Genomic DNA, 25,686 nt, shown 5'->3' on the forward strand with positions numbered 1-25,686 from the left:
ACCGCCGCCGCCCGCGCCGGCGAGCTCGACGCCGCCCGCGGCGCCGGCCGCCGACCCGGTCCTCGACCGCGCCGCCATCCTGGCCGCCGTCGACGCCGCCGCATCGGACGCCGCGGCGGGGACGGCCCCGGCCGGCGCCGACGCGCTCGCCAACCGCCGCTTCCGGATGCGCATCGCCTTCGGCTGCCTCGGCCCGAAACCGCCGCCCCCGGCGGGCGGAACCGAGGCCGGCGCGCCGGGATGGGCGCGGACCCCGGACGGCCGGTCGGTACGTCTTCGCTTCACCCCCGCCGACTGGACCGCGGGCGACCCCGCCGGGCCGGCCGTCGAGGGCTTCGAGGGGGTGGGCGGCGTCTGGGTCAACCAGCCGTGGATGCGGTCCGGGGGCTGCCCGGCCCCCGGCCTGCCGGCGGCCGACGCCCCGGGCCGTGCCGACGCCCCGACGGTCGGCCTGGCGCTGCTCCGCGCCGAGGGGGCCTCCCGCCTCGGCCGGGCCGACGACCGGGCCTTCACCTTCACCGTCCGCGGTCAGGGAGACACGCCGGCGCCCGATCCGCTCCAGGGCTACCGGCTCGTGCTGGAGGGGCGCCTGACGCCGTGGGCCGGCGGGCGCGTGATCCGGTGCCGCGCCATCCGCGCCGACAGCCGCCCGCCGTGCGTCGTCGGCGTGGTCCTCGACCGGCTCGCCTATGAGGACGGCGCCGCCGGCGAAACCCTCAGCGAGTGGCGGCCGGGCTGATCAGGGCTGCAGCCGGTAGCCGCCGGCGTCGGTGAGCAGCAGCCGCGCCTGGCCGGGCTCCGGCTCGATCTTCTGGCGCAGGCGGTAGATGTGGGTCTCGAGGGTGTGGGTCGTGACTCCGGCGTTGTAGCCCCACACCTCGGTCAGCAGCTCCTCGCGCGACACCGCCTTGGCCCCGGCGCGGTAGAGGTATTTGAGGATGCTGGTCTCCTTCTCCGTCAACCGCACCTTGCGCCCCCTGGCGTCGACCAGGACCTTGGCGGCGGGCCGGAATTCGTAGGGGCCGACCCGGAACACCGCGTCCTCGGACTGTTCGTGGCTGCGCAGGTGGGCGCGGATCCGGGCCAGCAGGACGGCGAAGCGGAACGGCTTGGTGACGTAGTCGTTGGCCCCCGATTCCAGCCCCAGCACCGTGTCGGCGTCGGACACCTGGCCGGTCAGCATGATGATCGGGGTCGAGACGCCGTCCTTGCGCAGCAGCCGGCAGGCCTCGCGGCCGTCCATGTCGGGCAGGTCGACGTCCAGCAGGATCAGGTCGGCCCGGGTCTCTCGGCCCAGCTTCACCCCCTCGGCCGCCGTCGCCGCCTGGATCGGCCGGAAGGCCTCGTGCAGGGCCAGCTGCTCGGCCAGCGCCTCGCGCAGGTCGTCGTCGTCGTCGATGATCAGGATGGTCTTGGGCGTGGGCATGTCTGCAAGAATGACGAGGCTTGGCCCGTCCGCCAAGGGCGGGGACCGTCAGCGGAGCGGTTTTCAGTCCCTAGAGGGCGTTTCGGACGGATTTCGTTCCCCGAACAGCGCCGAACCGAGCCGCACATGGGTCGCGCCGAAACGGATCGCCGTCTCGTAGTCGCCGCTCATCCCCATCGACAGCACCGGCAGGCCCTTGCGGCGGGCGATCCGGCGCAGCAGGGCGAAATGCGGTCCCGGGGCCTCGCCGGCCGGCGGAATGCACATCAGGCCCTCGACGTCGAGGCCCGCCGCGCGGGCGCGCAGGACCAGGGCGTCGGCCTGTTCGGGGACGACGCCGGCCTTCTGCGGCTCGGCCCCGGTATTGACCTGGACCAGCACCCGCACGGTCCGTCCGGCCCGGGCCGCGGCGGCGGCCAGGGCGTCGACCAGTTTCGGGCGGTCCACCGTCTCGATGACGTCGAACAGGGCCGCCGCGTCCGCCGCCTTGTTGGTCTGCAGCGGGCCGATCAGGCGAAGCTCAAGCCCGGGCCAGCCGTCCCGCCGGCCGGCCCAGTGGGCCCGGGCCTCCTGGACCCGGTTCTCTCCGAACACCCGCTGGCCCGCCGCCAGGGCCGCGGCAAGGACCTCGGGCGGCTGGGTCTTGGTCACCGCAGTCAGGACCACCCCGGCCGGGTCGCGGCCGGCGGCGCGGCAGGCCCGGTCGATGCGCCGGCGCACCCCGGCGAGGCGGTCGGCGAGGCTGGACCCGGGCGCGGGATCGGGGGATGAGGAGGTCATGAACCGGTCCGAGGCGGATAGGCTGTGGGAGATCGCCAGCGTCCTCGCACGGGACGCGGCCGATGTCAGCCGGGCGGCGGGGCGGCGGCCGGCGAACCTGCCGCCGCTGCTGTTCTTCACCGACCCGGAGCGCACGCCCCGCCCGTGGGAGACGGCCGCCCGCCTGCCGGCCGGATCGGGCGTGGTCTATCGCGCCTTCGGGGCGCCGGACGCCCGCGACACGGCGCTGCGTCTGCGCGAGGCGACCCGTCGCCGCGACGGCCTGCTGCTCATCGGCCTCGACGCGGAACTGGCGGAGGCGGTCGAGGCCGACGGCGTCCACCTGCCGGAACGGGCCCTGGACCAGGCCGCGGCCCTGGCGGCGCGCCGGCCCGGCTGGCGCATCACCGGCGCGGCGCACGCGGCCGGGGCCCTGGATCGCCTCGCCGGCCTCGACGCCGTCGTGCTGTCGCCGGTGTTTCCCGCCGGCGGGGCCTCGGCCGCCCGTCCCGCGCTGGGCCTCGACGGCTTCGCGGACCTGGTGCGCGGGGCTCCGGTTCCCGCCTATGCGCTCGGCGGCGTCAACGGCCGCAATGCCCGCGGCCTGATCGGCTCCGGGGCCTGCGGCCTGGCGGCGGTGTCGGGGATCCGGACGGCGTTCGGCCCCGGCTAGGGCGAAATCGGTCTGGACGCGATCGCGTCCAAACCCGGATCTTCGCTGCAGCATTAGACTGGAGCCTGATTCACGGCCTCGGCGGAATCGCGAAGCGATTCCGCCTCAACCGATCAGGCTCTAGAAGCGGAAGATCGATTCCAGGCGGAAGCGCGGGGCCGTGCGGCGGTCGGTCTGCGGCGGGCGGGCCGGATCGGCCTCGGGCTCGGCCAGGCCGGCCGTGGCCCCGACGCGCAGGCGCGGATTGACCCGGTAATAGGCGCCGGCCTCGACGTCGCCGAGGTTGCTGTCGCGGCCGACCGGCTGGCTGAGGTTCAGGTCGAGGCCCCAGCGGCCGCGTTCGGTGAAGCGCAGGCGCGACTGGCCCGGCCCGGTCGCGGCGCGCGCCGCCTGGGCTTCGGAGAGGCTGACCGAGGGCGCGCGGCTTCGCGCCGCGGCGGCCTGGGCCGAGGCGGCGTCGGCCATGGCCAGGAGCGTGAGCCCCGCGGCCAGTCCAGCGATGACGGCGCTGCTGTCGCGCATGTCCTGCCCTTCCCGCCGCCAACGGAGACTCCGTCGCGGTCCTCGCCAGCGATTAGACACCGCTGGTCAGCCCGGTCAACGAAACGTGGCCATTCACCCCCGGTTCCGCAAGACTCTGCGGGACTCCTGTGGCGCGAGCGTCACGGGTCGCGGATCGCGCCGCGGGCGTCCCCGGGGCCGGACCGCCCGCCGCCGCCGCGCGCTTGCGACTTCGCCTTGTCATCGCCCCTTTCGGGCGTGTTATAGAGCGTCGCTTCGGCCCCCGGTCCTGCGGGCGGGCCGGCGCGTGCGCGGGACGGCCCGCCGTACGTCCTGATGGAATGGAGAGTCTCGATGGTGCTGGTTCGTGGCGCGGTCGTCGCCCTGGTCGCTTCGGGCGCCCTGCTGGCCGCCTGCTCGGCCGACCGCCCCCTGGGGCCGACGGTGGGCGACGTGTTCGGCTCTGGACGCCCCGCCTCCGGCGCCGGCCAGACCGGCATCGGCGTCAACGCCTTCCTGTGGCGGGCCACGCTCGACACGCTCAGCTTCATGCCCCTGGCCAACGCCGATCCGTGGGGCGGCGTCATCAACTACGACTGGTACACCGATCCGCAGACGCCGAACGAGCGTTTCAAGGCCACGGTCTTCATCCTCGACACCCGTCTGCGCGCCGACGCGCTGAACGTCACCGTGACCAAGGAGGTCCGCGACGCGACCGGCGGCTGGATCGGCGCGCCCGTGGCGGCCCAGACCGAGACCGATCTCGAAAACGCGATCCTGACCAAGGCGCGCCAGCTCAACCTGCAGAACGCCGGCTGAGTCCTCCCTCCCGACCATAGCCTCCTCAAGGCCGCGTCCTTCAGGAGCCGCCTGAAAGACCGCCGTGGCCCGATACGAGCCCAAGACCGCCGAACCCCGCCAGCAGGCCCGCTGGGCCGCCGCCGACGCCTTTCGCACCCCGGCCGGCGAGACGGGCCGGCCGAAATACTATGTGCTCGAGATGTTTCCCTACCCTTCCGGGAACATCCACATGGGCCACGCCCGCAACTATGTGATGGGCGACGTGGTGGCGCGCTCGAAGCGGGCCCAGGGCTTCGACGTGCTGCATCCGATGGGCTGGGACGCCTTCGGACTGCCGGCCGAGAACGCCGCCATCGAACGCGGCGTCCACCCCGGCGACTGGACCTGGTCCAATATCGCGGCGATGCGCGACCAGCTGAAGCTGCTGGGCCTGTCGCTGGACTGGTCGCGCGAATTCGCCACCTGCGACCCCGCCTACTACGGCAAGCAGCAGGCCTGGTTCCTCGAGCTGTTCCGGCGCGGCCTGGTCTACCGCAAGGATTCGGTGGTCAACTGGGATCCGGTCGACAACACCGTGCTGGCCAATGAGCAGGTGGTCGACGGCCGCGGCTGGCGCTCGGGCGCGATCGTCGAGAAGCGCAAGCTGAACCAGTGGTTCCTGCGCATCACCGACTATGCCGACGACCTGATCGAGGGCCTCAGGGAGCTGGAGGGCCGCTGGCCCGAAAAGGTCCGGCTGATGCAGGAGAACTGGATCGGCCGCTCCCGGGGGCTGCGGATGACCTGGCGCTGGGCCGGACCCGCGCCCGCGGTCGCCCCGGACGGGCTGGAGATCTACACCACCCGGCCCGACACCCTGTTCGGGGCCTCCTTCATGGGCGTCGCCCCGGACCATCCGGTGGCCCGCGCCCTGGCCGGGACCAGCCCCGAAGCCGCCGCCTTCATCGCCGAATGCCGCAAGGGCGGATCGACCCAGGCCGAGATCGAACAGGCCGAGAAGATCGGCTTCGACACCGGCCTGAAGGTGGTCCACCCGTTCGACGGCCGCGAGGTCGGCGTCTGGATCGCCAACTTCATCCTGTCGGAATACGGCACGGGCGCCGTCTTCGGATGTCCCGCCCATGACCAGCGCGACCTCGACTTCGCGCGGAAATACGGCCTGCCGGTCATCCCGGTGGTGAGGCCCAACGGGGCGGGCGATGATTTCTCGGTCGACACGGAGGCTTACGTCGGGCCCGGGGTCATCTTCCACTCGGACTTCCTCGATGGTCTCGATATCGAGACGGCAAAGGCCGCGGCCATCGCCCGGGTCGAGGCCGCCGGCCAGGGCCGGGGCGCGACCATCTACCGGCTGCGCGACTGGGGGGTCAGCCGCCAGCGCTACTGGGGCTGCCCGATCCCGATCGTCCACTGCCCGTCCTGCGGCGCCGTTCCGGCCGCGGACCTGCCGGTCGAACTGCCCCGGGACGTGACCTTCGACATCCCGGGCAATCCCCTGGACCGGCACCCGACGTGGAAGCACGTCGCCTGCCCGTCGTGCGGCGGCGAGGCCGTGCGCGAGACCGACACCCTCGACACCTTCGTCGACTCCAGCTGGTATTTCGCCCGTTTCGCCGATCCGACCGCCGATGAGCCGATCTCGAAGGCGGCCGCCGACAAATGGCTGCCGGTCGACCAGTATATCGGCGGCGTCGAGCACGCCGTCCTGCACCTGCTCTACGCCCGCTTCATCTCCCGCGCCCTGTCCGACGCCGGACTGATGAGCGTCCGCGAGCCGTTCGCCGGCCTGTTCACCCAGGGCATGGTGGTCCACGAGACCTACCGCCGCGCCGACGGCGCCTGGGTCGAGCCGGGCGACGTCGAACTGACCAGCGACGGCGGCCGGCGCCGCGCCCGCCAGCTTTCGACCGGCGAGCCCCTGGTCATCGGCGACATCGAGAAGATGTCGAAATCGAAGAAGAACGTCGTCGCCCCGCACCAAATCGTCGAGGAATACGGCGTCGACGCCGGGCGGCTGTTCGTGCTGTCCGACAGCCCGCCCGAGCGCGACGTGCAATGGACCCCGGGCGGCGTCGAGGGGGCCGGCCGTTTCGTCCAGAGGGTCTGGGCCGAGGTCGACGGCTTCGATCCCGGGTTCGCCGGCGAGGCCCTGGCCAACGCCGCGCTGGTGCGCGAGACGCACAAGGCCGTCAAGGCGGTGTCCGAGGGCATCGACGGCTTCCGCTTCAACTCGGCCATCGCCAAGCTCTACGCCTTCGTCGCCACCATCCGCGACCATCCGGCCGCCGGCGGCGAGGCCCGGCGACAGGCGCTGTCGGCCCTGCTGCGGCTGGTGGCGCCGTTCACGCCTCACCTGGCCGAGGAAGGCTGGACGCGGCTCGGCGAAGCGGGGATGATCCTCGATGCGCCGTGGCCGGCCTTCGACCCGGCGCTGGCGGCCGATGACGAGGTCACCCTGCCGATCCAGGTCAACGGCCGGCGCCGCGGCGAGATCCGCGTCGCCCGCGGGCTGGAGCCGGCCGAGGTCGAGGCCCTCGTCCTCGCCGACCCGGATGTGCGGGCGCGGCTGGAAGGTCTGACGGTGAGGAAGATCGTGGTGGTCAGGGATCGCATCGTGAACGTGGTGGCGGCCTGATGGGCCCGCTTCGCCCCGGCCTTGTCGCGCTGATGGGACTGGCGCTCGCCGGCTGCGGCTTCACCCCGCTCTACGGCGACGCCGGGGCCGGCGCCCGGCTGTCCCGCATCGCCGTCGCCACCCAGGACGACCGGCTCGGCTACCGCGTCCGCGAACAGCTCGAGGACGCCCTCGGCCGCGACCCCGGCCGGCCGCCCCTGTGGACCCTGCGGACCACGGTGGAGCAGTCGCGGCGTCCGCTCGGCCGGCGCATCGACGACACCGCCACCCGCTACGAGCTGAGCGTGCGCGGCGCCTGGACCCTCACGCCGGTGGGCGGCGGCCCGGCCCTGTCGGGGGTCGAGACGGTGACCACCACCTATGCCGCCGCCGACCAGCCCTATGCGGCCATCGCCGCCCAGCAGGACGGCGAGGAGCGCGCCGCGGCCCAGCTGGCCCGGCAGATCCGCCTCGACCTGATGCGGGCCCTGCCCGAGCCCCGATGACCGGCCTTCGATGATCCTGGCGAAACGACCCGAGGTCGATCGCTTCCTCAAGGCCCCGGACCCGGCGGTGCGGGCCGCGGTGATCCACGGCAAGGACCGCTCCGGGGTGGCCGAACGCGCCGTCCAGCTGTGCCGGGCGATCACCCCCGACCTCAACGACCCGTTCAACGTCACCGTCCTGACCGACAGCGACATCGACGGCGACGATGTGCGGCTCGACGAGGCCCTGACCGCCCTGTCGATGACCGGCGGCCGGCGGCTGGTGCGGGTGCGGCTGGGCTCGGAAAAGGCCGCGATCGACAAACAGCTGGCCGCCGCCCTCAAGGCCCACGCCGACGGCGCCTATAACCCGGACGCCATGCTGGTCATCGAGGCCGGGGCCCTGGGCCGCGACTCGGCCCTGCGCAAGGCCGCCGAGGCGGCGCCGGCGGCCGTCGCCATCGCCTGCTACGAGGACGAGACCGGCGACGTGGCGCGGATGACCCGCGAGGCGCTCGCCGCCGACAAGGTCGGCCTGACCCAGGACGCGCTGGACCGCTTCGTCGCCCGCCTGCCCCGCGAACGCGGCCTGATGCGCCAGGAGATCGAGCGGCTGGCGCTGTACATCGGGCCCGGCTCGGGCCGGACCATCGATGTCGCCGAACTGGAGGCGCACCTCGGAGTCGAGCCCGACGCCTCGCTGCAGGACGCGGCCCTGCAGGCCTTCGGCGGCCGGCCCGCCCCGGCCCAGTCCGGCCTGCGCCGCGCCCTCGCCGAGGGCGAATCGCCGGTCATGGCGGTGCGCCAGGCCTCGATCCATCTCGGCAAGCTGCGCCGCATAAACGTGCTCCAGTCCAACGGCGCCGGGGCCAAGGAGGCGGCCAGGGCGGCCGGGGTGTTCTGGAAGCAGGAGGCCGAGATGCTGCGCCAGGCGCGCAGCTGGCGGCTCGAGGACCTCGACCGGGCGCTGGACAGCGTCAACGCCGCCGACATCGCCACCAAGACCACCGGCTCGCCCGACCAGCTGATCGCCGAGCGGCTGCTGCTGGAGATCTCGGCCCGGGCCCGGCGTCTGGGTCTTTAACGTCTCCTCCCTGTTCGCGAAAGCGAATGGGGAGGTGGAGACAAGGTCAGCCCCGCTTCGACGCCTTGCGGAAGGCCGGCTTGGCGAGGGCGGCGCTACGCGCCTGCTGCGCCTTCTCCTCGGCCCGCGCGGAGCCTTGAAGGCTGCCGTGCGAGGGGCCTCCGCCCGCCTTCTTGGCGGCCAGCGCCTTCTTCATGGCCTCGGCGGTCGGATTGCTGGGTTTGTCGGTCATGCCGCCACCCTGCCACACAATGCTCAGCCGCGCATCAGCCGGCGGCACAGGTCGTCCAGCTGCTCCAGCGTGGCGTATTTCAGGGTCAGTTCGCCCTTGCCGCCGCGGTCGGCCAGCGACACCGGCAGGCCGAGGGCCTCGGTCAGGTCCTGCTCCAGCGCCGCGACATCGGCGCCGCCCTCGCCCGAGGCGCCGACCGCGCGGGCCTTGCCCTTGGCCGGCTTCGGCCCCTCCGCCGCCCGCCGGGCCAAGGCCTCGGCCTGGCGCACGTTCAGGCCCTCGTTGACGATCTGTTCCGCCAGGGCCGCCGGATCCGGCGCGGTGATCAGGGCCCGGGCGTGGCCCGCGCTCATCTTGCCGGTGCGCACATACCACAGCACCTCTTCGGGCAGCTGCAGCAGGCGCAGGGTGTTGGCCACATGGCTGCGGCTCTTGCCGACCACGCCGGCGACCGTGTCCTGGGTGCGGCCGAACCGTTCCATCAGCACGCGGTAGGCCTCGGCCTCCTCGAGCGGATTGAGGTCGGTGCGCTGGACGTTCTCGATGATGGCGACCTCGAACACCGCCACGTCGTCCATCTCGCGGACGATGACCGGGACCTGGGTCAGGCGGGCCAGCTGGGCCGCCCGCCAGCGGCGCTCGCCGGCGATGATCTGCCAGACGCCGTCCTCGTTCGGGTGAGGCCGCACGAGGATGGGCTGCAGCACCCCCTTGTCGCGGATCGACTCGGCCAGTTCGGCCAGTTCGGCCTGGTCGAAGATCTTGCGGGGCTGGTCCGGATTGGGCTTGAGCGCCTCGATCGGGGCCAGGCGCACCCCGGCCGGGGCGACCGAGCCGTCGACCGGCACGGCCTCGCCGACCTGTTCCCCGAGAAGGGCCGACAATCCCCGGCCCAGACCGCGCTGACGTTCGCTCAACTGATTGATTCCATTCTGGTTATGTGCATCAGGCGGCCTGCAGCCGCCGGGTTTTCTCGCGCGCCACCACCTCGCGGGCGAGGCGCAGATAGGCCTGGCTGCCGGCGCATTTCAGGTCGTAGATCAGCACCGGCTTGCCGAACGACGGCGCTTCCGAGACCCGCACATTGCGCGGGATCACCGCCTCATAGACCTTGTCGCCGAAATGGGCGCGCACATCGGCCGCCACCTGCCCCGACAGGGCGTTGCGGCGATCGTACATGGTCAGCACCAGACCCTGGATCTCCAGCGTCGGATTGAGGCTCTGGCGGACCATCTCGATGGTCTTCATCAGCTGGGTCAGCCCCTCCAGGGCGAAGAATTCGCACTGCAGCGGCACCAGCACGGCGTCGGCCGCGGCCATGGCGTTGAGGGTCAGCAGGTTCAGCGACGGCGGGCAGTCGATCAGCACATAGTCATACCGGGTCGGGCCCGCGGCGCCCTGTCCGGCCAAGGCGTCGCGCAGGCGGAAGGAGCGCCGGTCGGCCTGGCTCAGCTCGATCTCGACCCCCGACATGTCGGCGTCGGCCGGAATGATGTGCAGGCCGGGCACCGAGGTCTGGACGGCGGAGTCGTCGACCGAACGGCCGTCGACGATGACGTCATAGATGGTCACCCGCCGTGTTTCACGTGGAACACCGAGGCCGGTCGAGGCATTGCCCTGCGGGTCCATGTCGACGATCAGCACCTTTTCGCCGATCGCCGCCAGCGCCGTGCCGAGGTTGATCGCCGTGGTGGTCTTGCCGACCCCGCCCTTCTGGTTGGAAACGGCGAGGACGCGAGTCTTACCGGCTATGGACACGGCGGAGGCTCCGGACGGAAACGATACGGCCACGCGGATCGCTGCGCGAGACGGACAGGCTGCTATCGAAATGCCAGACCTTGCGCGCTTCGATCAACTCAGCCTCGGCCTTTTCCCCCTTGAGAAAAAGCCCCTGTGCGCCGCGCTGTAGATAAGGCTGTGCATAGGCCAGCAGCTTCTCCATCGGGGCGACGGCGCGGGCGGTGACGACATCGACCTTCAGCGCCTGTTCCTCGGCGCGGCCGTTGATCACCGTGGCCGGCAGGGCCAGCTCGTCGACCACCGCCCGCAGGAAGCGGCAGCGCTTGCCGAGACTGTCGATCAGCCAGACATGGGCGCCCGGCCGGTCCTTCAGCAGGATGGCCAGGACCACGCCCGGAAACCCCGGCCCGGCCCCCAGATCGGCCCAGGTCCGGGCCTCCGGCGCCAGCGCCAGCAGCTGGGCCGAGTCCCATATGTGCCGGTTCCACACGTCCGGCATCGTGTCCGGCCCGATCAGGTTCATCACCGCATTGGCCTCGGCGAGACGGTCGATGAACACCTTGAGGTCGGCGATCCGCGCGTCGGCGGCGCCGGTCAGGGACTGGAATTCGGAAGGAGTCACAGGCCGTCTCCTCCCCCTTCTGGGGGAGGTGGCGCGCCGCGTTCGCGGCGTGACGGAGGGGGAACCGCCGCACAGCCGTGCGCGCTCAAGCCCCTCCACCATCCTTCGGATGGTCCCCCTCCCCCTGCAGGGGGAGGAGATGCGCAATCGCCGCCCTCACGCCGCGACCTTCGCCCGTTTCACATGCGACAGCAGGGCCGTCAGGGCGCCCGGCGTCATGCCCTCGATCCGGCCGGCCTGCCCCAGGGTGCGCGGCTGGACCCGCGACAGCTTCTCGCGCACCTCATTCGACAGGCTGCCGATGGCGGCGTAGTCGAGGTCGTGCGGCAGGGCCAGGGCCTCCTCGCGGCGCAGCGCCTCGGCGTCGGCCGCCTGCCGGTCCAGATACCCCGCGTAGCCCGCGTCGATCTCGATCTGCTCGCGCACCTGGCGGGGCCAGGCGGCGATCTCCGGGTGCGCCGTCTCGAAGGTCTTCAGGTCGACGCCGGGGAAGGCCAGCAGGTCGCGGATCGAGCGCCGCTGGCCGTCGGCGTTGACCGCTATGCCCAACGCCCCGGCCGCCTTCGGGGTGTAGCTGACGCCGCGCACCAGCGCCGTCGCCTCGGCCAGCAGGGCGGCCTTGGCCTCGAACGCCGCCCGCCGCCGCGACGACACCAGCCCGGCGGCGATGGCCGGCGGGGTCAGGCGCAGGTCGGCGTTGTCGGCCCGCAGCGACAGCCGGTATTCGGCCCGGCTGGTGAACATCCGGTAGGGCTCGGTCACCCCGCGCGTCACCAGGTCGTCGATCATGACGCCGACATAGGCCTGGTCGCGGCCCAGCACGACCGGGTCCGATCCCGCCGCCGCTCGCGCCGCGTTCAGCCCGGCGATCAGCCCCTGGGCCCCCGCCTCCTCATAGCCGGTGGTGCCGTTGATCTGGCCGGCCAGATACAGCCCCGGCCGCGTCTTGACCTCCAGCGCCGGCGTCAGCTCGCGCGGATCGACATAGTCGTATTCGATGGCGTAGCCGAAGCGGAACACCTCGACCGCCTCCAGCCCCGGGATGGTGCGCAGGAAGGCGGCCTGGGTGGCGTCGGACACCGAGGTCGAGATGCCGTTCGGATAGACGGTCGGATCGTCGAGGCCTTCCGGCTCGAGGAAGATCTGGTGCGAGGTCTTGTCGGCGAAACGCACCACCTTGTCCTCGATCGACGGGCAGTAGCGCGGCCCGCGGCCGGACAGATGGCCGCCGTAGACGGCGCTGTCGCCGAGGTTGTCGGCGATGATCCGGTGGGTCTCGGCCGTGGTGTGGGTGACGCCGCAGGCGATCTGCGGCGTGTCGATGCGGTCGGTCAGGAAGCTGAACGGCACGGGATCGGCGTCGGCCGCCTGCATCTCCAGCCGGTCCCAGGCGATGGTGCGGCCGTCGAGCCGGGCCGGGGTGCCCGTCTTCAGCCGACCCATCATGAGGCCGGCGCCGTAGAGGTCGGCGGCCAGGCCGGTCGACGGCGCCTCGCCATGACGGCCGGCGGGAATGCGCTGGTCGCCCTTGTGGATGACGCCGTTGAGGAAGGTGCCGGTGGTCAGCACCACGGCTCCGGCCCGCAGCTCCGTCCCCTCGCCCGTGACCACGCCGGCGACCCTGACGCCGTCGAGGATCAGGCGTTCGGCCGTGCCGGCCCTCAGGGTCAGGTTCGCCGTCGCGGCCAGCTCGGCCTGCATCGCCTCCCGGTACAGGCGGCGGTCGATCTGGCTGCGGGGCCCCTGCACCGCCGCGCCCTTGGAGCGGTTGAGCAGGCGGAACTGGATGCCGGACAGGTCGCCCAGCCGTCCCATCAGGCCGTCCATGGCGTCGATCTCGCGGACCAGATGGCCCTTGCCGAGACCGCCGATGGCCGGGTTGCACGACATTTCGCCGATGGTCTCGAGCTTCTGGGTCAGCAGCAGGGTGGCCGCGCCCGTGCGCGCGGCCGCCGCCGCGGCCTCGCAGCCGGCGTGGCCGCCGCCGATGACGATGACGTCGAAGGAGTTCATGGCCGCGGACATAGGGGAAAACGGCCTGTTTCGCTACCGGCGAGGCGGCGCTGTTTCACGTGAAACAGCGGCATGTCTCCTCCCCGCCTGCGGGGAGGCGGTGCAGCGCCCCTTCGCGCCGTGACGGAGGGGTCCGGCGGCGGCCGCTTCGCCCCTCCACCGTTTTGCACCCCCCTCCCCACGGAACGGGGAGGAGAGGGTCACTTGCCGATGCAGAAGGTCGCGAAGACCTCGCCGAGGATGTCCTCGACGCCGATGGCCCCGGTGACCCGGGCGAGGCTTTCGGCGGCGCGGTGCAGATCATCGCCGGCCATCTCGGGCGAAACCTCCAGCGCCCGGCGGCCCGCCTCCACGGAAGCGAGCGCCTCCGCCAGGCGGCGACGATGTCTCTCGCGCGTGACAGCGGGAAAATCCGCGCCCGACAGGTCGCGCGCCAGCCGCGCGGCCAGCCAGTCGTGCAGGGCGGCGAGACCCTCTCCGGTCTCGGTGCTGACGGCGATCGCCTCGCGGTCCGGCGGCGGCGCGGGGCGGGCCAGGTCGGCCTTGGTCAGGACCAGCAGGTCGCCGGGCCGGGCGTAGTCCGCCGCGGGCCCTTCCGGATCGCCGGGAGCCCGCACCCACAGCCGCAGGTCGGCCTGCTCCGCCCGCGCCCGGGCCCGGCGCACCCCCTCGGCCTCGATCGGGTCGCCGCTGTCGCGCAGGCCGGCGGTGTCGGACAGGGTCACCGCATAGCCGCCGATGACCAGGTCGGCGTCGAGCACGTCGCGGGTGGTGCCGGCGATGGGGGTGACGATGGCCGCCTCGCGGGCGACCAGGGCGTTGAACAGCGACGACTTGCCGGCGTTGGTCTCGCCGATCAGGACGATGCGGTAGCCCTCGCGCACCCGCTCCCCCCGCCGCGCGTCGGCCTGCGCCGCCTTGAGGTTGGCGATCAGCCCGTCCAGCACCGGTCCGGCGGCGCGAGCGAGGTTGTCCGGCACCTCCTCGTCGGGAAAGTCGATCTCGGCCTCGACCAGGGCCAGGGCCTTCAGCAGGTCGCGGCGGAAGCCGGCGTAGGTCTGCGACAGGGCGCCGTCGAGCTGGCCCAGCGCCTGGGCGGCCTGGGCCGTGGTCTCGGCGTCGATCAGATCGGCCACGGCCTCGGCCTGGGCCAGGTCCATGCGGCCGTTCTCGAAGGCGCGGCGGGTGAATTCGCCGGGTTCGGCCGGACGCAGGCCGAGGCTCAGCAGGGCCTCGCCGACCGCCTCGACCACGGCCCGGCCGCCGTGCAGGTGCAGCTCGGCGCAGGCCTCGCCGGTGTAGGAGTTGGGCGCGGGGAAGCGCAGGACCAGCGCCTGGTCGAGCGGCCGGCCGTCGAGGACCAGATCACGCAGCGCGGCCAGGCGCGGCTTCAGGCCGCCGGCCCCGAGGGCGGTCAGCGCCGCGTCCGTGCCCGGGCCCGACAGGCGGAGGATGGCGATGGCCCCCCGGCCCGGCGGGGTGGCGAGGGCGAAGACGGTGTCGGCGCTCATGGGGGAGGAGAAACGGTCACGGCCTGGCCGCCGCCTCCATCCGCTTGCGGAACGGGTCCCGGACCTGGAGGCCGAGGCTGGTCCAGGCCCGGGCCTCGGCCGGGGTGCAGTCGATCTCGACATTGACCTTCATGCGCGTCTCTCATGTTTCACGTGAAACAGGACCTTGGTCGATCTGGTCATTCTGACGATGAATTGGTCGTCTTGCTGACCGGTTTGGTCAGCCGGTTGACGATCCGGTCAGGTGTTCATCGACTGGAAGAAGTCCGCGTTGTTCTTCGACTGGCGCAGCTTGTCGATCAGGAATTCGATGGCGTCCTGCGGCCCCATCGGGTTGAGGATGCGGCGCAGCACATAGGTCTTGGCCAGCTGGTCCTTCGGCGTGGTCAGCTCTTCCTTGCGGGTGCCGGACTTGAGCACGTCGATGGCCGGGAAGATGCGCTTGTCGGCCACCTTGCGGTCCAGCACGATCTCGGAGTTGCCGGTGCCCTTGAACTCTTCGAAGATGACCTCGTCCATCCGCGAGCCGGTGTCGATCAGCGCCGTGGCGATGATGGTCAGGGAGCCGCCCTGCTCGACATTGCGGGCCGCGCCGAAGAAGCGTTTCGGCCGTTGCAGGGCGTTGGCGTCGACGCCGCCGGTCAGCACCTTGCCCGACGACGGCACGGTGGCGTTGTAGGCGCGACCGAGGCGGGTGATCGAGTCGAGCAGGATGACCACGTCCTTCTTGTGCTCGACCAGGCGTTTGGCCTTTTCGATGACCATTTCGGCGACGGCGACGTGGCGGGTGGCGGGCTCGTCGAAGGTCGAGGCGATGACCTCGCCCTTCACCGTGCGCTGCATGTCGGTGACCTCTTCCGGCCGCTCGTCGATCAGCAGCACGATCAGGAAGACCTCGGGGTGGTTCTTCTCGATGGACTTGGCGATGTTCTGCAGCATCACCGTCTTGCCGACCCGCGGCGGGGCCACGATCAGGCAGCGCTGGCCCTTGCCGAGCGGCGCGACGATGTCGATGACCCGGCCTGAGCGGTCCTTCAGGGTCGGGTCCTGGATCTCCATGTGCAGCCGCTCTTCCGGATAGAGCGGGGTCAGGTTGTCGAACAGGACCTTGGTCTTGACCGTCTCCGGGTCTTCCAGGTTGATCGTGTCGACCTTGAGCAGGGCGAAATAGCGCTCGCCCTCGCGCGGGCCGCGCACGGCTCCGTGGATGGTGTCGCCCGAACGCAGGCCGAAGCGGCGGATCTGCGACGGCGACACATAGACATCGTCCGGACCCGGAAGATAGTTGGCGTCGGGGCTGCGCAGGAAGCCGAAGCCGTCCGGCAGAATCTCGAGCACGCCGTCGGCGATGATCTCGACCTCCTCGTCGGCCAGGGCCTTGAGGATGGCGAACAGCAGGTCCTGTTTGCGCAGGTTCGAGGCGTTCTCGATCTCCAGGCCCTCGGCGAAGGCGACCAGGTCGGCCGGGGTCTTCTCGTTCAGCTCGGCCAGGGTGATGCGGCCGTTCGGCACGATCGGCTCGCCGTCGTCCTCGTCTTCCTCGTCGGCCTCCTGGTCGACCATGGGCAGGTCTGCGGCGACGACCTCATTGGTCGGCTGCTCGCCGTCGAGGTTCTCGGCCTCGGGAGCGGTGGGATCGGTGTCGCGGACGTCGGTCATGGGAAATCTTCTTCAGGCGAGCGCACGGGGACGCCCGCGAAACAGCGGGGTCGGAGCGGCCGGCGATGTTGGCCCGGAGGCCGGCAGGGAAGGCGACGGAAGTCCTGCGGGATCGATCCGGCAGGCGTCGCTGGAGAGAGGGACCGTCCGGAAGGCGAAAGCCCGCGCCAGGATCGGTTCGGAACCAGCGAAACCACGCCGGGCCGGCAAGGTCAAGCGTCAGCGCTCAGCCGAGCGTCCATTCCGTCGTCACCGACAGTACGGCGACGACGGCGATCAGGAAGGGGATCTCGTTGGTCATGCGCCAAAACCGGCCGGAGCGGACCGAGGTCCCGGCGTGAATGCGTCTGAGCTCGCCGGCCAGAAAGCCGTGCCAGCCGCTCAGCGCCACCACCGCCAGCAGCTTGGTCGCCATCCACGGCTGGACGACGAAACCCCAGCCCTGGCCGAAGCCGTAGACATGGATGAGGATCATCCACACGCCGAACAGCCAGGCCGCCGTCATCGAGGGATTGATGATGATCTTGAGCAGGCGGCGCTGCCACAGCCGCAGCAGGCCCTGCATCTCGGACCGCAGCGGCTCGGCCTTGCCGGATTGCTCCGCGTCATAGGCGTAGAGCCGGGGCAGGAACAGCATGCCGGCCATCCAGGCGATGACCGCGAGAATGTGCAGGCCGCGCACGACATTGAACGCCTCGAAACTCATGCCGCCCGGTCCTCCCCCTGGCAGGGGCAGGCCTTCCAGTCCCCCCGACAGCCCGGACCATAGGGCGCCACGCCGGTCCGCGTCAGGCCGTGGAGCACGGCCTCGGCCAGCGCCGTGACGAACGCCGGCGCCGTGGCGACCGCCGGAACCCGCAGATACGGCGCGACGCCGAGGCGGTGAGCCAATTCGCCGTATTCAATGTCCAGCTCGACCCGGGTCTCGACGTGTTCGGAGACGAAGGCGATCGGAACCACGACCGCGCCGAGCCCATCCGCGGCGGCCTGCTCCAGGGCCTCCGGCGTCGACGGGCCGAGCCATTTCAGCGGCCCGACCCGGCTCTGGTAGCAGATCGCGTGGTCCACCCGCCGGCCCATGGACCCTAGCCTGGCCACGACGGCGGCGACCGTGCTCCCGACCTGCTCCTGATAGGGATCGCCCTTGCGTCGGACCAGCGCCTCGGGGATGCCGTGGGCCGAGAACAGCACCCGCACCGGCCGCTCCCCCGCCCTGTCCAGCTGCTCCCCGATCGCCGCCGCCTGGGCCTCGACCCAGCCACGGGCCTCCGGCCAGCAGCACACCGTCCGGCTCTCGCCCGACCCTGCATAGGTCTCGTTCCAGCGCTTCAGCGAGGACTCCGTCGTCGTGGTCGAGAACTGCGGATACAGCGGCAGCAGGACGATGTCGTCGGGGCCGAAGACGGCCACATCCGCAGCGGTCTCTTCGGTCAGCGGCGACCAGTAGCGCATGGCGACGAAGACCCGCACCTCGTCCCCGGGCAGCCGCGGCGCCAGGGCCTGCTGGAGCGCCGTCGCCTGCTTCCGGGTCTCGGGCAGCAGCGGCGAGCCGCCGCCCATCAGCGCATAATTGGCCTGGGCCGCCTTTTCACGGCGCGCCGAGATCAGCCGGGCCAGCGGCGTCCGCACGGGGCCGGGCAGGCCGATGATCGCCGGGTCGTTAAACAGGTTGAACAGGAAGGGCCTGACCGAGGCCTGGTCATCCGGCCCCCCGAGATTGAAGAGGACCACGGCGATGCGACGTCCGGTCAGCGTCCTCATTGGGCCCCGATCCGCTTCAGCACCTGTTCGACGTGGGCGATGGGCGTGTCGGGCAGGATGCCGTGGCCGAGATTGAAGATCCACGGGCCCTGTCCCCAGGCCTCGACGAGCTGGTCCACGCGCCGGTCGAGAAGCGGCCCTCCGGCCCGCAGCAACAGGGGATCGAGCGCCCCCTGGATCGGTTTGACAGCCTGCACCCGTCGGCCGACCGCCAGCGGACAGGCCGTGTCCAGCGCCACACCCTGCACCGCGCATTCGGCGGCGTACCGTTCGGCCAGGGCCGCCGACCCGCGCGGAAAGCCGATCAGCGGCACGGTGACGCCCAGGTCCCGGACCCTTTTCACCAGCGCCTGATGCGGCTGCAGGACGAGGGTCTCGAACAGGTCGTCCGGCAGACCCTCCGCCCAGCTCTCGAAGATCTTCAGCACCTGCGCCCCGGCGTCGGCCTGCATCTTCAGATAATGGGCGGTGGCCTCGACCAGCACCTCCAGAACCGCCGCAACCCGGTCCGGCTCGGCGTAGGCGTAGCTCCGCGCCTGGGCCCGCTCGCCCTTGCCCATGCTGCGAGCCTCGCCGTCCAGCATATAGGTGGCCACGGTCCAAGGGGCGCCGGCGAACCCGATCAGCGCCCGCCCCGGCTCGAGGCGGCCGCGGACGATCGACAGGGTGTGACCGACCTGCTCCAGGGCCGCCCCCGCCGCCGCGGCCGACTCCCGCATCGCCTCCACCGCCGGCAGGGCCCCCAGCCGCGGCCCTTCGCCGGCCTCGAACCAGACCTCCTGGCCGAGCGCCCGGGGGATCAGCAGGATGTCGGCGAAGACGATGGCGGCGTCGAAACCGAACCGGCGCATCGGCTGCAGGGTGGCCTCGGCGGCCTTTTCCGGATCCAGGCAGAAGGAGACGAAATCCGGCGTGGTCGCGCGCAGCGCCCTGTACTCGGGCAGATATCGCCCCGCCTGGCGCATGAACCAGACCGGCGGGCGGGACGGCGTCTCGCCGGCGAGAACCTTGAGCAGCAGGGGGGTGTCGGACACGGTCATCTGACCGGGGGCTTAGCCGGGGGTCCGGTCCACCTCAAGTCCGGGCCGATGTCACACCCCCTTCCTTCAATAAAAAAGAGATTCAAGAAGAACGGTGGAAGAAGACAGGGCCGGGGACGACGGGGATAAGGGTCCGGGATCCGCCGTATGGCGCGGGGTTATCCGCAGCTTCCGTGACCCTCGTCCCCGGCCCGGTCCCGGGTCTGGTGAATACGGGGACAACTCCCGCCGCGGCCCTGTCGGCGGGGCCCTGACCGGGGCGAAGCCGCCGCCGTGAGCGGGGATCGTCGGAATCGGACAGGGCTTGTCCACATCGGCCGGATTCGCCGGCCGGGGGGCCGGGATGAATCGCCGGATGCCAGACCCGGCCGTCCACCTTGATCCCCGCTCGCCGCGCCCGGCCCGCCCGGCTATAGAGATCGGCGCCCTGGTCAGGTCGATCGGCGCCCGGCCCGGTCCACAGGAGTCTCGCCGCCATGGACAGATCCGACGAACCCGTCCCCAGGGGGCGCGGCGAATGAGTTCGGCCCGGCCCGCCGGCGCGTCCCGACTGGCGACCTATTTTCATGTCCACCTGGTCTCCGATTCGACCGGCGAGACGCTCAACGCCATGGCCAAGGCGGTGGTGGCGCGGTTCGACGGGGTGATACCGATCGAGCACATCTACGCCCTCGTGCGGTCGGCCCGCCAGATGGACCGGGTGCTTGAGGAGATCGCCGCCGCGCCCGGGGTGGTCCTGCACACCCTCGTCGACCGTGACCTGCGCGGGCAGCTGGAGGAAGGCTGCCGCCGGCTCGACATGCCGCAGATCGCCGCGCTCGATCCTCTGGTCGGGGCGCTGTCGCGCTATCTGGGTGCGGCCCTGTCGACGAGGGTCGGGGCCCAGCATGCCCTCGACACCGACTATTTCAACCGCATCGCGGCGCTTGACTACGCCATGACCCACGACGACGGCCAGGGCACGACGGAGCAGCTGGAGGGCGCGGATGTCGTGCTGTGCGGGGTCAGCCGGACCTCGAAGACCCCGACCTGCATCTATCTGGCCCACCGCGGCATCCGCGCCGCCAATGTGCCGCTGGTGCCGGGCCAGGAGGATGGCGAGCGGCTGGTCGCTCTCAAGAATCCGCTGGTCGTCGGCCTGACCGTATCGCCCGACCGGCTGGTGCAGATCCGGCGCAACCGGCTGGACAGCCTGAACGCCGGCCGGGCCTCGTCCTACACCGATCACGAGGCGGTGCGGGAGGAGACCGTCAAGGCCCGGCGCGCGTTCGAACGTCGCGGCTGGCCGGTCATCGACGTGACCCGGCGCTCGGTGGAGGAGACGGCCGCGGCGATCGTCAATCTGCTCAACGAGCGCCGCACCCATCGCCTGGGGACCAGCTGGTGAGCGCCGAACGCCTGGTCCTGGCCTCGAAGAGCGCCGCCCGCCGGGCCGTGCTCGAGGGCGCGGGCGTGTCCTTTTCCGTCCAGGTCGCCGGCGTCGACGAGGCCGACGTCAAGGCGGTCCACGATCCGGCCGACGCGGCCGGCCTGGCGGTCGAGCTGGCCCGGGTGAAGGCCCTGGCCGTGTCCCGCCACGATCCCGAGGCCTGGGTGCTGGGCGCCGACCAGACCCTCGCCTTCGCCGGCGGGCTGGTCTCCAAGGCGCCGTCGATGGCCGCGGCCCGGGCCCAGCTTGCGGCCCTGCGCGGCCGGAGCCACCAGCTGCATGCCGCCGCGGCCCTGGCCCGCGGCGGCCAGATCGTCTGGTCCGGCCTCGACACGGCGACGATGCGGATGCGTGACTTCTCCGACGCCTTCCTCGACGCCTACCTGGCCGCCGAGGGCGAGGCCCTGCTCGGCTCCGTCGGCGCCTATCGGCTGGAGGGCCGGGGCGCGCAGCTGTTCGAGGCCGTCGAGGGCGACTATTTCACCGTGCTCGGCCTGCCGTTGTGGCCGGTGCTGGCCGAATTGCGCCGGGCCGGGGTGCTGGGGAGATGACCGTCATCGCGGGCGTGGCGGGCCGGCCGATCACCCATTCGCTCAGCCCGTTGATCCACCGCGCCTGGATCGCCGCGGCCGGTCTCGACGCCGACTATCGCGCCTTCGGTCCGGAGGATGCGGCGGGGTTCGAGGCCCTGGTCGCCGGGGGCCGTGCGGGCGGGCTGCGGGGGCTGAACGTCACGGCGCCGTTCAAGGCCCAGGCGTTGACGGCGGCGGACGAGGCCAGTGCGACGGCGCGGCTGTGCGGAGCGGCCAATCTGCTGGTGTTCGAAGGCGGGCGGGTGCGGGCCGACAGCACCGACGGGGAGGGGCTGCTGGCGGCTCTGGCGGAGCAGGCGCCCGGCCTCGCGCTGAACGGGCGGCCGGCGGTCATCCTCGGCGCGGGCGGGGCGGCGCGGGCGGCGGCGGCGGCGCTGAAGGCGGCCGGGGCCGACGTCGGCGTGCTCAACCGGACGCCGGCGCGGGCCGAGGCGCTGGCCGCGGACCTCGGCGTGCGGGTGGCGGGGCCGGACTCGACGGCGGCGGCGGCGCTGGTGGTCAACGCCCTCAGCGTCGCGCCGGAGATCGATATCGGGGCCCTGCGCAGCGACGCCGTGCTGATGGACATGACCTATCGGCCCCTGACGACGCCCTTCCTGGCCGCCGGCCGGGCGCGGGGACTGGGGACCGTGGACGGCCTGGCCATGCTGGTCGGCCAGGCGCGGCCGTCGTTCCGGGCCCTGTTCGGGCTGGAGCCGCCGCCCGTCGATGTGCGCGGCCTCGCCCTCGAGGCGCTGGGGGAAAGACCGTGATCGTGCTCGGCCTGACCGGCTCCATCGGCATGGGCAAGTCGACCACGGCGGCCATGTTCGCCGACGAGGGGGCCCTGGTGTGGAACGCCGACGAGGCCGTGCATCGCCTCTACGCCAAGGGCGGGGCGGCGGTCGGGCCGGTCGGCGAGGCCTTTCCCGGCGTGGTCGTCGACGGGGCCGTCGACCGGGGCCGGCTGGCCGGGGCGCTGGGGCGGGACGGGACGGCGTTCCGGCGGCTGGAGGCCATCGTGCATCCGCTGGTGCTGAAGGGGCGGCTGGAGCATCTGGCGGCGGCGGCGCGGCGCGGCGTGCGGCTGGCGGTGCTGGACATTCCCCTGCTGTTCGAGACCGGCGGCGAGGCGGCCGTGGACGCGGTGGTGGTGGTCACCGCCGACCCGGAGATCCAGGCCGAGCGGGTGCTGGCCCGGCCCGGCATGACCCGGGCGCGGTTCGAGGCCATCCTGGCGCGGCAGACGCCCGATGCGGAGAAGCGCTGGCGCGCCGATTTCGTCGTCGACACCGGCCGCGGTCTCGAGGCGGCCCGGGCGCAGGTGCGCGAAATCGTGGGGACGGTTCTGGCTCCGGGCTGGACATCTCCCCGGCGTGGGCTTCCGCCGGGCGGCGAAGCGTTTCAATAAGGGCCATGGCCCGCGAAATCGTCCTCGACACCGAAACCACCGGCTTCGACCCGAAGACCGGTGACCGGCTGATCGAGGTCGGCTGCATCGAGATCGAGGATCTGCTGCCGACCGGGCGCACCTTCCATACGCTGGTCCATCCCGAGCGGCCGATCCCGCCCGACGCCATCCGCGTGCACGGCATCACCGACGAGAGGGTGCGCGACGCGCCGAGATTCCGGGAGGTGGTGGGCGAGCTGATGGCCTTCATCGGCGAGGCCCCGGTGATCGCCCACAACGCCGCCTTCGACCGGGCCTTCATCGACCATGAATGCGGCCTGTGCGGCCACCGGCTGATCGAGGAGACCCGCTGGATCGACACGCTGAAACTGGCCCAGAGCCGCTTCCCGGGCATGGCCAATTCGCTGGACGCCCTGTGCAAGCGGTTCAGGATCAGCCTGGTCGAGCGCACCCTGCACGGGGCCCTGATCGACGCCCGGCTGCTGGCCGAGGTCTATCTGGAGCTCAAGGGCGGCAAGGAGCGGCGACTGGACCTGTCGTCGGCGCGAACGGTCACGGCCCAGGTCGCCGCCGCCGCGGGCGGCTACGGCCCGCGGCCCCGGCCGCTGGCGCCGCGCTCGACCGAGGCCGAGCGGACCGCGCATCTGGCCTTCCTGCGCGAGACGCTGAAGGACGCCTCGCTGTGGACCGCCTACGGGCTCGAGGTCGGGACCGCGGCCTGAGGCGCCCGGCCGCGGCTCAGGCCGAGGCGGTCTCGCCCTGGCCGCGGGCGATCTGCTGCTGGCGCGACACATAGATGCCGGCGAAGTCGATCGGGTCGAGCATGAAGGACGGGTAGAAGCCGCCGTCGGCCGTGGCCCCGGCGATGATCTCGCGGGCGAACGGGAACAGGTAGCGCGGGCACTCGATCAGCAGCATCGGCTCGATGTCCTGCTCGGCCACGCCGTGCAGGGCGAACAGGCCGCCGTAGAGCAGTTCGACGTTGAACACCGTCATGGCCTCGGTCGAGGCCTTGACGGTCAGCCGCAGCTCGACCTCGAACAGGCCGTCCTTGCGGCCCTGGGCGTTCATCTCGACGCCGAGGTCGATCGAGGGCTTGCCGTCGATGCGCAGCGAGTCGGGCGCGCGGGGGTTCTCGAACGACAGGTCGCGGACGTACTGGGCCAGGATGCGGAAGCCCGGGCCGGCCGGGGCCTCGCCGTTCGGGCCCGCGGCGGGCTCGGCGGGCGGGGCGGCGTTGGCGTCGGCGGGCGGGGCGGCGTCGGTCATGGCGGCGGGTCTTGTCTGGAATGGCGTGGAAGGCGCGGCGGTCCGGCCCGGAAGGCGCGGCGACTAGCACGCACGGCCCGCGGCGGCAACGACGCTCGCCCGGGGCGCGGTCCGGTCGATCGGCCGCAGCGGCCCGGGGCGGCGTTCGCCTTGCGCGCCCCCATATCAGTCCCTAATCGTCATCTCCGCCGCGCCCGGCCTTGTCGGGCGCCAGACAGGGAATGCCCGTGCCGGTCCAGGTCCAGATCGTCATCTTCGCCATCATCGCGGCCATCGTGCTGTTCCAGCTCTACAATGTGCTGGGCAAGAAGGTCGGGCGCCAGCCCGAGGACGATGTCCGCGCCCAGCCGCCGGCGCCGGCCCCGGGCCCGGCCGCCGAGGGCGGCCCCGGCCGGCCCGGGGCCCTGGACGCCGTCACCCTGGCCTCGATCGCCGGCCTGCGGGCCCGCGACCCCAATTTCGATCCGGTGCGCTTCCTCGAGGGGGCGCGCCAGGCCCATGAGACCATCGTGCGGGCCTATGCGGCCGGCGACCGCGAGACCCTGAAGCCGCTGCTGACCCCGCGCGTCATGGCCTCGTTCGAGGCCGGCATCGCCGCCCGCGAGGCCCGCGGCGAGACCGAGGAGGCCGAATTCCTGCATCCGGCCCGGGCCGATCTGGAGCAGGCCACCGCCGAGGAGAACCGCGCCGTGGCCCGGGTCCGGTTCCTGGCCGAACTGCGCAATCGCGTGAAACCCGCCGACCCCTCGGTCGGGGAGCAGGTCGAGGAGCGCCGCGTGGCCGAGGTCTGGACCTTCGAGCGCACCCTCGGGGCCAGCGACCCCAATTGGCTGCTGGCCCGCACCGAACCCGCCGCCGCATGAGCGGCGGCCGCGCCCGGGCGGCAGTCCGCGCCGGCCCGGTCCGGGCGGCGGCGCTGACGCTGGTCCTGGCCGCCTGCGCCAGCGGGCCCGCCCCCGCCCCGGCTCCGGCCCCCGCGCCGGGACCGGAGCCGGCCGGCCCCGCCGCCGCCGGCCTCAGCCCCGCCGCCGTGCCCGGCTGGGGCGAGGAGGACCATCTGGCCGCCTTCGACGCCTGGGCCGACAGCTGCCGCGTGGCCCGCGACCCGGCCGCCCGGGTCCAGTGCGACCGGGCCCTGCAGCTCCGGCGCGGCCCGGGGGCGGTGACGCCGACGCTCGCCCGCGCCTTCCTCGAAAGCGGCTTCTCGGTGGTCGAGGCCGAAACGGCGGACGGCGGCCCGGGCCTGCTGACCGCCTATTTCGCGCCCGAATACCCGGCCCGCCGCCGTCCCGACGCCGAGTTCGACGCGCCGGTGCTGGCCCCCCCGGCCGGATGGCGGCGCGGCCAGGTCCTGCCCGAACGGACGGCCATCGAGGCGGCCCCGGAGGCCGTCTCCGGCGCGGCCCCGCTGGCCTGGATGCGGGCCGAGGACCTGTTCTTCCTGCAGATCCAGGGCTCCGGCTACCTGACCTTCGAGGACGGCGCGCGGGTCCGGGCCGCCTACGCCGGCGACAATGGCCGGCCGTTCACCGGCATCGCCCGGCCGATGGCGGAACGGGGACTGCTGCCGCCGGACGGGACCTCGGGCGAGGCCATCCGCGCCTGGCTGGCGGCGCGCCGCGGCCCGGAGGCGCGGGCGGTGATGGCGCTCAATCCGCGCTACATCTTCTTCGGCCTGGACGCGGACGACGGCGGCGATCCGGCCGGGGCGGCGGGCGTCCCCCTGCCGGCGCGCCGGGCCATCGCCGTCGATCCGGCCCACTGGCGCTACGGCGACCTGGTCTGGATCAGCGCCGACGGCGGCGACCTGGCCGGGGCGCGGGGCGGCTATCGGGGCCTGGTCGTGGCGCTGGACACCGGCTCGGCGATCCGCGGCCCGGTGCGGGCCGACCTCTATATGGGCCGCGGCGCGGCGGCCGGCGACGAGGCCGGGGCGGTGCGCCATCCGCTGAGGATGTGGCGGCTGGTTCCACGCGGCTAATCCGGTTGTCAAAGATCAGCGGGCACGGGTCCGCGCTCTCCGGCCCGGGGCCGGAAAGTCGGGGAGGTCGGCGGAGCGCGGGCGTTCGGCCCGGAACCGTGAG

The 25,686-nt window shown here is 72.5% G+C and carries 27 protein-coding genes; 13 read left to right on the forward strand and 14 right to left on the reverse strand.

Going from position 1 to position 25,686, the window contains the following annotated elements; genetic code table 11:
- On the forward strand, positions 1-739 hold a 739-nt coding region (locus tag Q0588_RS10360; protein WP_298745877.1), incomplete at its 5' end, for a hypothetical protein.
- On the opposite strand, the gene Q0588_RS10365 is transcribed toward Q0588_RS10360, so the two are convergent.
- Positions 740-1,426, reverse strand: coding sequence for a response regulator transcription factor (locus tag Q0588_RS10365; RefSeq protein ID WP_298745878.1), 687 nt, complete (start codon positions 1,424-1,426; stop codon positions 740-742). It lies immediately after the preceding gene.
- 63 nt (positions 1,427-1,489) lie between these two features.
- Entirely contained in the window at positions 1,490-2,206 is a 717-nt protein-coding gene (locus Q0588_RS10370) for a YggS family pyridoxal phosphate-dependent enzyme (protein ID WP_298745879.1), read from the reverse strand.
- On the opposite strand from Q0588_RS10370, the gene Q0588_RS10375 reads away from it, so the two are divergent.
- Positions 2,205-2,858 (forward strand): thiamine phosphate synthase, encoded by a 654-nt coding sequence (locus Q0588_RS10375; protein ID WP_298745880.1) that lies wholly within the window; start codon positions 2,205-2,207, stop codon positions 2,856-2,858. The genes Q0588_RS10370 and Q0588_RS10375 overlap by 2 nt on opposite strands.
- A gap of 120 nt (positions 2,859-2,978) precedes the next feature.
- On the opposite strand, the gene Q0588_RS10380 is transcribed toward Q0588_RS10375, so the two are convergent.
- Positions 2,979-3,380, reverse strand: a complete 402-nt coding sequence (locus tag Q0588_RS10380; protein WP_298745881.1) for an NtrZ family periplasmic regulatory protein — start codon at positions 3,378-3,380, stop codon at positions 2,979-2,981.
- Positions 3,381-3,713: 333 nt separating this feature from the next.
- On the opposite strand from Q0588_RS10380, the gene Q0588_RS10385 reads away from it, so the two are divergent.
- The 4 genes from Q0588_RS10385 to holA all read left to right on the forward strand — a co-directional run bounded on the left by Q0588_RS10385 (position 3,714) and on the right by holA (position 8,343).
- Entirely contained in the window at positions 3,714-4,178 is a 465-nt protein-coding gene (locus Q0588_RS10385; protein WP_298745902.1) for a DUF3576 domain-containing protein, read from the forward strand.
- 64 nt (positions 4,179-4,242) lie between these two features.
- Positions 4,243-6,795 carry a leucine--tRNA ligase gene (gene leuS / locus Q0588_RS10390; protein WP_298745882.1) on the forward strand — a complete coding sequence of 851 codons (2,553 nt, stop codon included), beginning with the start codon at positions 4,243-4,245 and terminating at the stop codon, positions 6,793-6,795.
- A complete protein-coding gene (gene lptE / locus Q0588_RS10395; RefSeq protein ID WP_298745883.1) occupies positions 6,795-7,280 on the forward strand; it encodes an LPS assembly lipoprotein LptE in 486 nt (161 codons plus the stop codon). The genes leuS and lptE overlap by 1 nt, the downstream gene beginning before the upstream one ends.
- A gap of 10 nt (positions 7,281-7,290) precedes the next feature.
- On the forward strand, positions 7,291-8,343 hold the full coding sequence (gene holA, locus Q0588_RS10400) for a DNA polymerase III subunit delta (protein ID WP_298745884.1): 1,053 nt from the start codon (positions 7,291-7,293) through the stop codon (positions 8,341-8,343).
- A 46-nt stretch (positions 8,344-8,389) separates the two neighbouring features.
- On the opposite strand, the gene Q0588_RS10405 is transcribed toward holA, so the two are convergent.
- The 10 genes from Q0588_RS10405 to hemE form a co-directional block, all read right to left on the reverse strand.
- Entirely contained in the window at positions 8,390-8,575 is a 186-nt protein-coding gene (locus Q0588_RS10405; protein WP_298745885.1) for a hypothetical protein, read from the reverse strand.
- A 23-nt stretch (positions 8,576-8,598) separates the two neighbouring features.
- Positions 8,599-9,492, reverse strand: a complete 894-nt coding sequence (locus tag Q0588_RS10410; RefSeq protein WP_298745886.1) for a ParB/RepB/Spo0J family partition protein — start codon at positions 9,490-9,492, stop codon at positions 8,599-8,601.
- 28 nt (positions 9,493-9,520) lie between these two features.
- Positions 9,521-10,327 (reverse strand): ParA family protein, encoded by an 807-nt coding sequence (locus tag Q0588_RS10415; RefSeq protein WP_298745903.1) that lies wholly within the window; start codon positions 10,325-10,327, stop codon positions 9,521-9,523.
- Entirely contained in the window at positions 10,317-10,937 is a 621-nt protein-coding gene (gene rsmG, locus Q0588_RS10420; protein ID WP_298745887.1) for a 16S rRNA (guanine(527)-N(7))-methyltransferase RsmG, read from the reverse strand. The genes Q0588_RS10415 and rsmG overlap by 11 nt, the downstream gene beginning before the upstream one ends.
- A 156-nt stretch (positions 10,938-11,093) precedes the next feature.
- Positions 11,094-12,950: a tRNA uridine-5-carboxymethylaminomethyl(34) synthesis enzyme MnmG gene (mnmG, locus tag Q0588_RS10425; protein ID WP_298745888.1), complete on the reverse strand. Its 1,857-nt coding sequence runs from the start codon at positions 12,948-12,950 to the stop codon at positions 11,094-11,096.
- A gap of 200 nt (positions 12,951-13,150) precedes the next feature.
- The gene (gene mnmE, locus Q0588_RS10430; protein WP_298745889.1) at positions 13,151-14,461 is read right to left on the reverse strand and encodes a tRNA uridine-5-carboxymethylaminomethyl(34) synthesis GTPase MnmE; all 1,311 of its coding nucleotides are present in this window, start codon (positions 14,459-14,461) and stop codon (positions 13,151-13,153) included.
- A 240-nt stretch (positions 14,462-14,701) separates the two neighbouring features.
- A complete protein-coding gene (rho, locus tag Q0588_RS10435) occupies positions 14,702-16,120 on the reverse strand; it encodes a transcription termination factor Rho (RefSeq protein ID WP_298745890.1) in 1,419 nt (472 codons plus the stop codon).
- A 226-nt stretch (positions 16,121-16,346) separates the two neighbouring features.
- On the reverse strand, positions 16,347-16,826 hold the full coding sequence (locus Q0588_RS10440) for a CopD family protein (RefSeq protein WP_298745891.1): 480 nt from the start codon (positions 16,824-16,826) through the stop codon (positions 16,347-16,349).
- The gene (gene hemH, locus Q0588_RS10445) at positions 16,823-17,881 is read right to left on the reverse strand and encodes a ferrochelatase (protein ID WP_298745892.1); all 1,059 of its coding nucleotides are present in this window, start codon (positions 17,879-17,881) and stop codon (positions 16,823-16,825) included. The genes Q0588_RS10440 and hemH overlap by 4 nt, the downstream gene beginning before the upstream one ends.
- A complete protein-coding gene (gene hemE, locus Q0588_RS10450) occupies positions 17,878-18,915 on the reverse strand; it encodes a uroporphyrinogen decarboxylase (RefSeq protein ID WP_298745893.1) in 1,038 nt (345 codons plus the stop codon). The genes hemH and hemE overlap by 4 nt, the downstream gene beginning before the upstream one ends.
- Positions 18,916-19,438: 523 nt before the next feature.
- Between hemE and Q0588_RS10455 the strand changes: the two genes are divergently transcribed.
- Genes Q0588_RS10455 through dnaQ form a run of 5 tightly spaced genes read left to right on the forward strand, consistent with a single transcriptional unit; the run spans position 19,439 to position 23,055 of the window.
- Positions 19,439-20,308 carry a pyruvate, water dikinase regulatory protein gene (locus tag Q0588_RS10455; RefSeq protein ID WP_298745894.1) on the forward strand — a complete coding sequence of 290 codons (870 nt, stop codon included), beginning with the start codon at positions 19,439-19,441 and terminating at the stop codon, positions 20,306-20,308.
- A complete protein-coding gene (locus tag Q0588_RS10460; protein ID WP_298745895.1) occupies positions 20,305-20,901 on the forward strand; it encodes a Maf family protein in 597 nt (198 codons plus the stop codon). Before Q0588_RS10455 ends, Q0588_RS10460 begins: the two co-directional genes overlap by 4 nt.
- Positions 20,898-21,695 carry an NAD(P)-binding domain-containing protein gene (locus tag Q0588_RS10465; protein WP_298745896.1) on the forward strand — a complete coding sequence of 266 codons (798 nt, stop codon included), beginning with the start codon at positions 20,898-20,900 and terminating at the stop codon, positions 21,693-21,695. Before Q0588_RS10460 ends, Q0588_RS10465 begins: the two co-directional genes overlap by 4 nt.
- Positions 21,692-22,333, forward strand: a complete 642-nt coding sequence (coaE, locus tag Q0588_RS10470; RefSeq protein ID WP_298745897.1) for a dephospho-CoA kinase — start codon at positions 21,692-21,694, stop codon at positions 22,331-22,333. The genes Q0588_RS10465 and coaE overlap by 4 nt, the downstream gene beginning before the upstream one ends.
- Before the next feature lie 5 nt (positions 22,334-22,338).
- Positions 22,339-23,055, forward strand: a complete 717-nt coding sequence (gene dnaQ, locus Q0588_RS10475) for a DNA polymerase III subunit epsilon (protein WP_298745898.1) — start codon at positions 22,339-22,341, stop codon at positions 23,053-23,055.
- Between the two features lie 16 nt (positions 23,056-23,071).
- Here dnaQ and secB read toward each other — a convergent pair whose 3' ends face one another.
- Positions 23,072-23,602 (reverse strand): protein-export chaperone SecB, encoded by a 531-nt coding sequence (gene secB, locus Q0588_RS10480; RefSeq protein ID WP_298745899.1) that lies wholly within the window; start codon positions 23,600-23,602, stop codon positions 23,072-23,074.
- Between the two features lie 221 nt (positions 23,603-23,823).
- Between secB and timA the strand changes: the two genes are divergently transcribed.
- Together timA and Q0588_RS10490 are read left to right on the forward strand one after the other, a co-directional pair.
- Entirely contained in the window at positions 23,824-24,465 is a 642-nt protein-coding gene (timA, locus tag Q0588_RS10485) for a TIM44-related membrane protein TimA (RefSeq protein ID WP_298745900.1), read from the forward strand.
- Positions 24,462-25,583, forward strand: coding sequence for an MltA domain-containing protein (locus Q0588_RS10490; RefSeq protein ID WP_298745901.1), 1,122 nt, complete (start codon positions 24,462-24,464; stop codon positions 25,581-25,583). The genes timA and Q0588_RS10490 overlap by 4 nt, the downstream gene beginning before the upstream one ends.
- Positions 25,584-25,686 lie beyond the last annotated feature (103 nt).

It is taken from the genome of uncultured Brevundimonas sp., assembly GCF_937870815.1.
Classification (GTDB): domain Bacteria; phylum Pseudomonadota; class Alphaproteobacteria; order Caulobacterales; family Caulobacteraceae; genus Brevundimonas.

Coding starts and splice junctions, on each gene's coding strand:
- Q0588_RS10365 (WP_298745878.1), bottom strand. CDS start 1,426: ATGCCCACGCCCAAGACCATCCTGATCATCGACGACGACGACGACCTG.
- Q0588_RS10375 (WP_298745880.1), top strand. CDS start 2,205: ATGAACCGGTCCGAGGCGGATAGGCTGTGGGAGATCGCCAGCGTCCTC.
- Q0588_RS10370 (WP_298745879.1), bottom strand. CDS start 2,206: ATGACCTCCTCATCCCCCGATCCCGCGCCCGGGTCCAGCCTCGCCGAC.
- Q0588_RS10380 (WP_298745881.1), bottom strand. CDS start 3,380: ATGCGCGACAGCAGCGCCGTCATCGCTGGACTGGCCGCGGGGCTCACG.
- Q0588_RS10385 (WP_298745902.1), top strand. CDS start 3,714: ATGGTGCTGGTTCGTGGCGCGGTCGTCGCCCTGGTCGCTTCGGGCGCC.
- lptE (WP_298745883.1), top strand. CDS start 6,795: ATGGGCCCGCTTCGCCCCGGCCTTGTCGCGCTGATGGGACTGGCGCTC.
- holA (WP_298745884.1), top strand. CDS start 7,291: ATGATCCTGGCGAAACGACCCGAGGTCGATCGCTTCCTCAAGGCCCCG.
- Q0588_RS10405 (WP_298745885.1), bottom strand. CDS start 8,575: ATGACCGACAAACCCAGCAATCCGACCGCCGAGGCCATGAAGAAGGCG.
- mnmG (WP_298745888.1), bottom strand. CDS start 12,950: ATGAACTCCTTCGACGTCATCGTCATCGGCGGCGGCCACGCCGGCTGC.
- mnmE (WP_298745889.1), bottom strand. CDS start 14,461: ATGAGCGCCGACACCGTCTTCGCCCTCGCCACCCCGCCGGGCCGGGGG.
- rho (WP_298745890.1), bottom strand. CDS start 16,120: ATGACCGACGTCCGCGACACCGATCCCACCGCTCCCGAGGCCGAGAAC.
- Q0588_RS10440 (WP_298745891.1), bottom strand. CDS start 16,826: ATGAGTTTCGAGGCGTTCAATGTCGTGCGCGGCCTGCACATTCTCGCG.
- hemH (WP_298745892.1), bottom strand. CDS start 17,881: ATGAGGACGCTGACCGGACGTCGCATCGCCGTGGTCCTCTTCAATCTC.
- Q0588_RS10455 (WP_298745894.1), top strand. CDS start 19,439: ATGAGTTCGGCCCGGCCCGCCGGCGCGTCCCGACTGGCGACCTATTTT.
- Q0588_RS10465 (WP_298745896.1), top strand. CDS start 20,898: ATGACCGTCATCGCGGGCGTGGCGGGCCGGCCGATCACCCATTCGCTC.
- dnaQ (WP_298745898.1), top strand. CDS start 22,339: ATGGCCCGCGAAATCGTCCTCGACACCGAAACCACCGGCTTCGACCCG.
- secB (WP_298745899.1), bottom strand. CDS start 23,602: ATGACCGACGCCGCCCCGCCCGCCGACGCCAACGCCGCCCCGCCCGCC.
- timA (WP_298745900.1), top strand. CDS start 23,824: ATGCCCGTGCCGGTCCAGGTCCAGATCGTCATCTTCGCCATCATCGCG.
- Q0588_RS10490 (WP_298745901.1), top strand. CDS start 24,462: ATGAGCGGCGGCCGCGCCCGGGCGGCAGTCCGCGCCGGCCCGGTCCGG.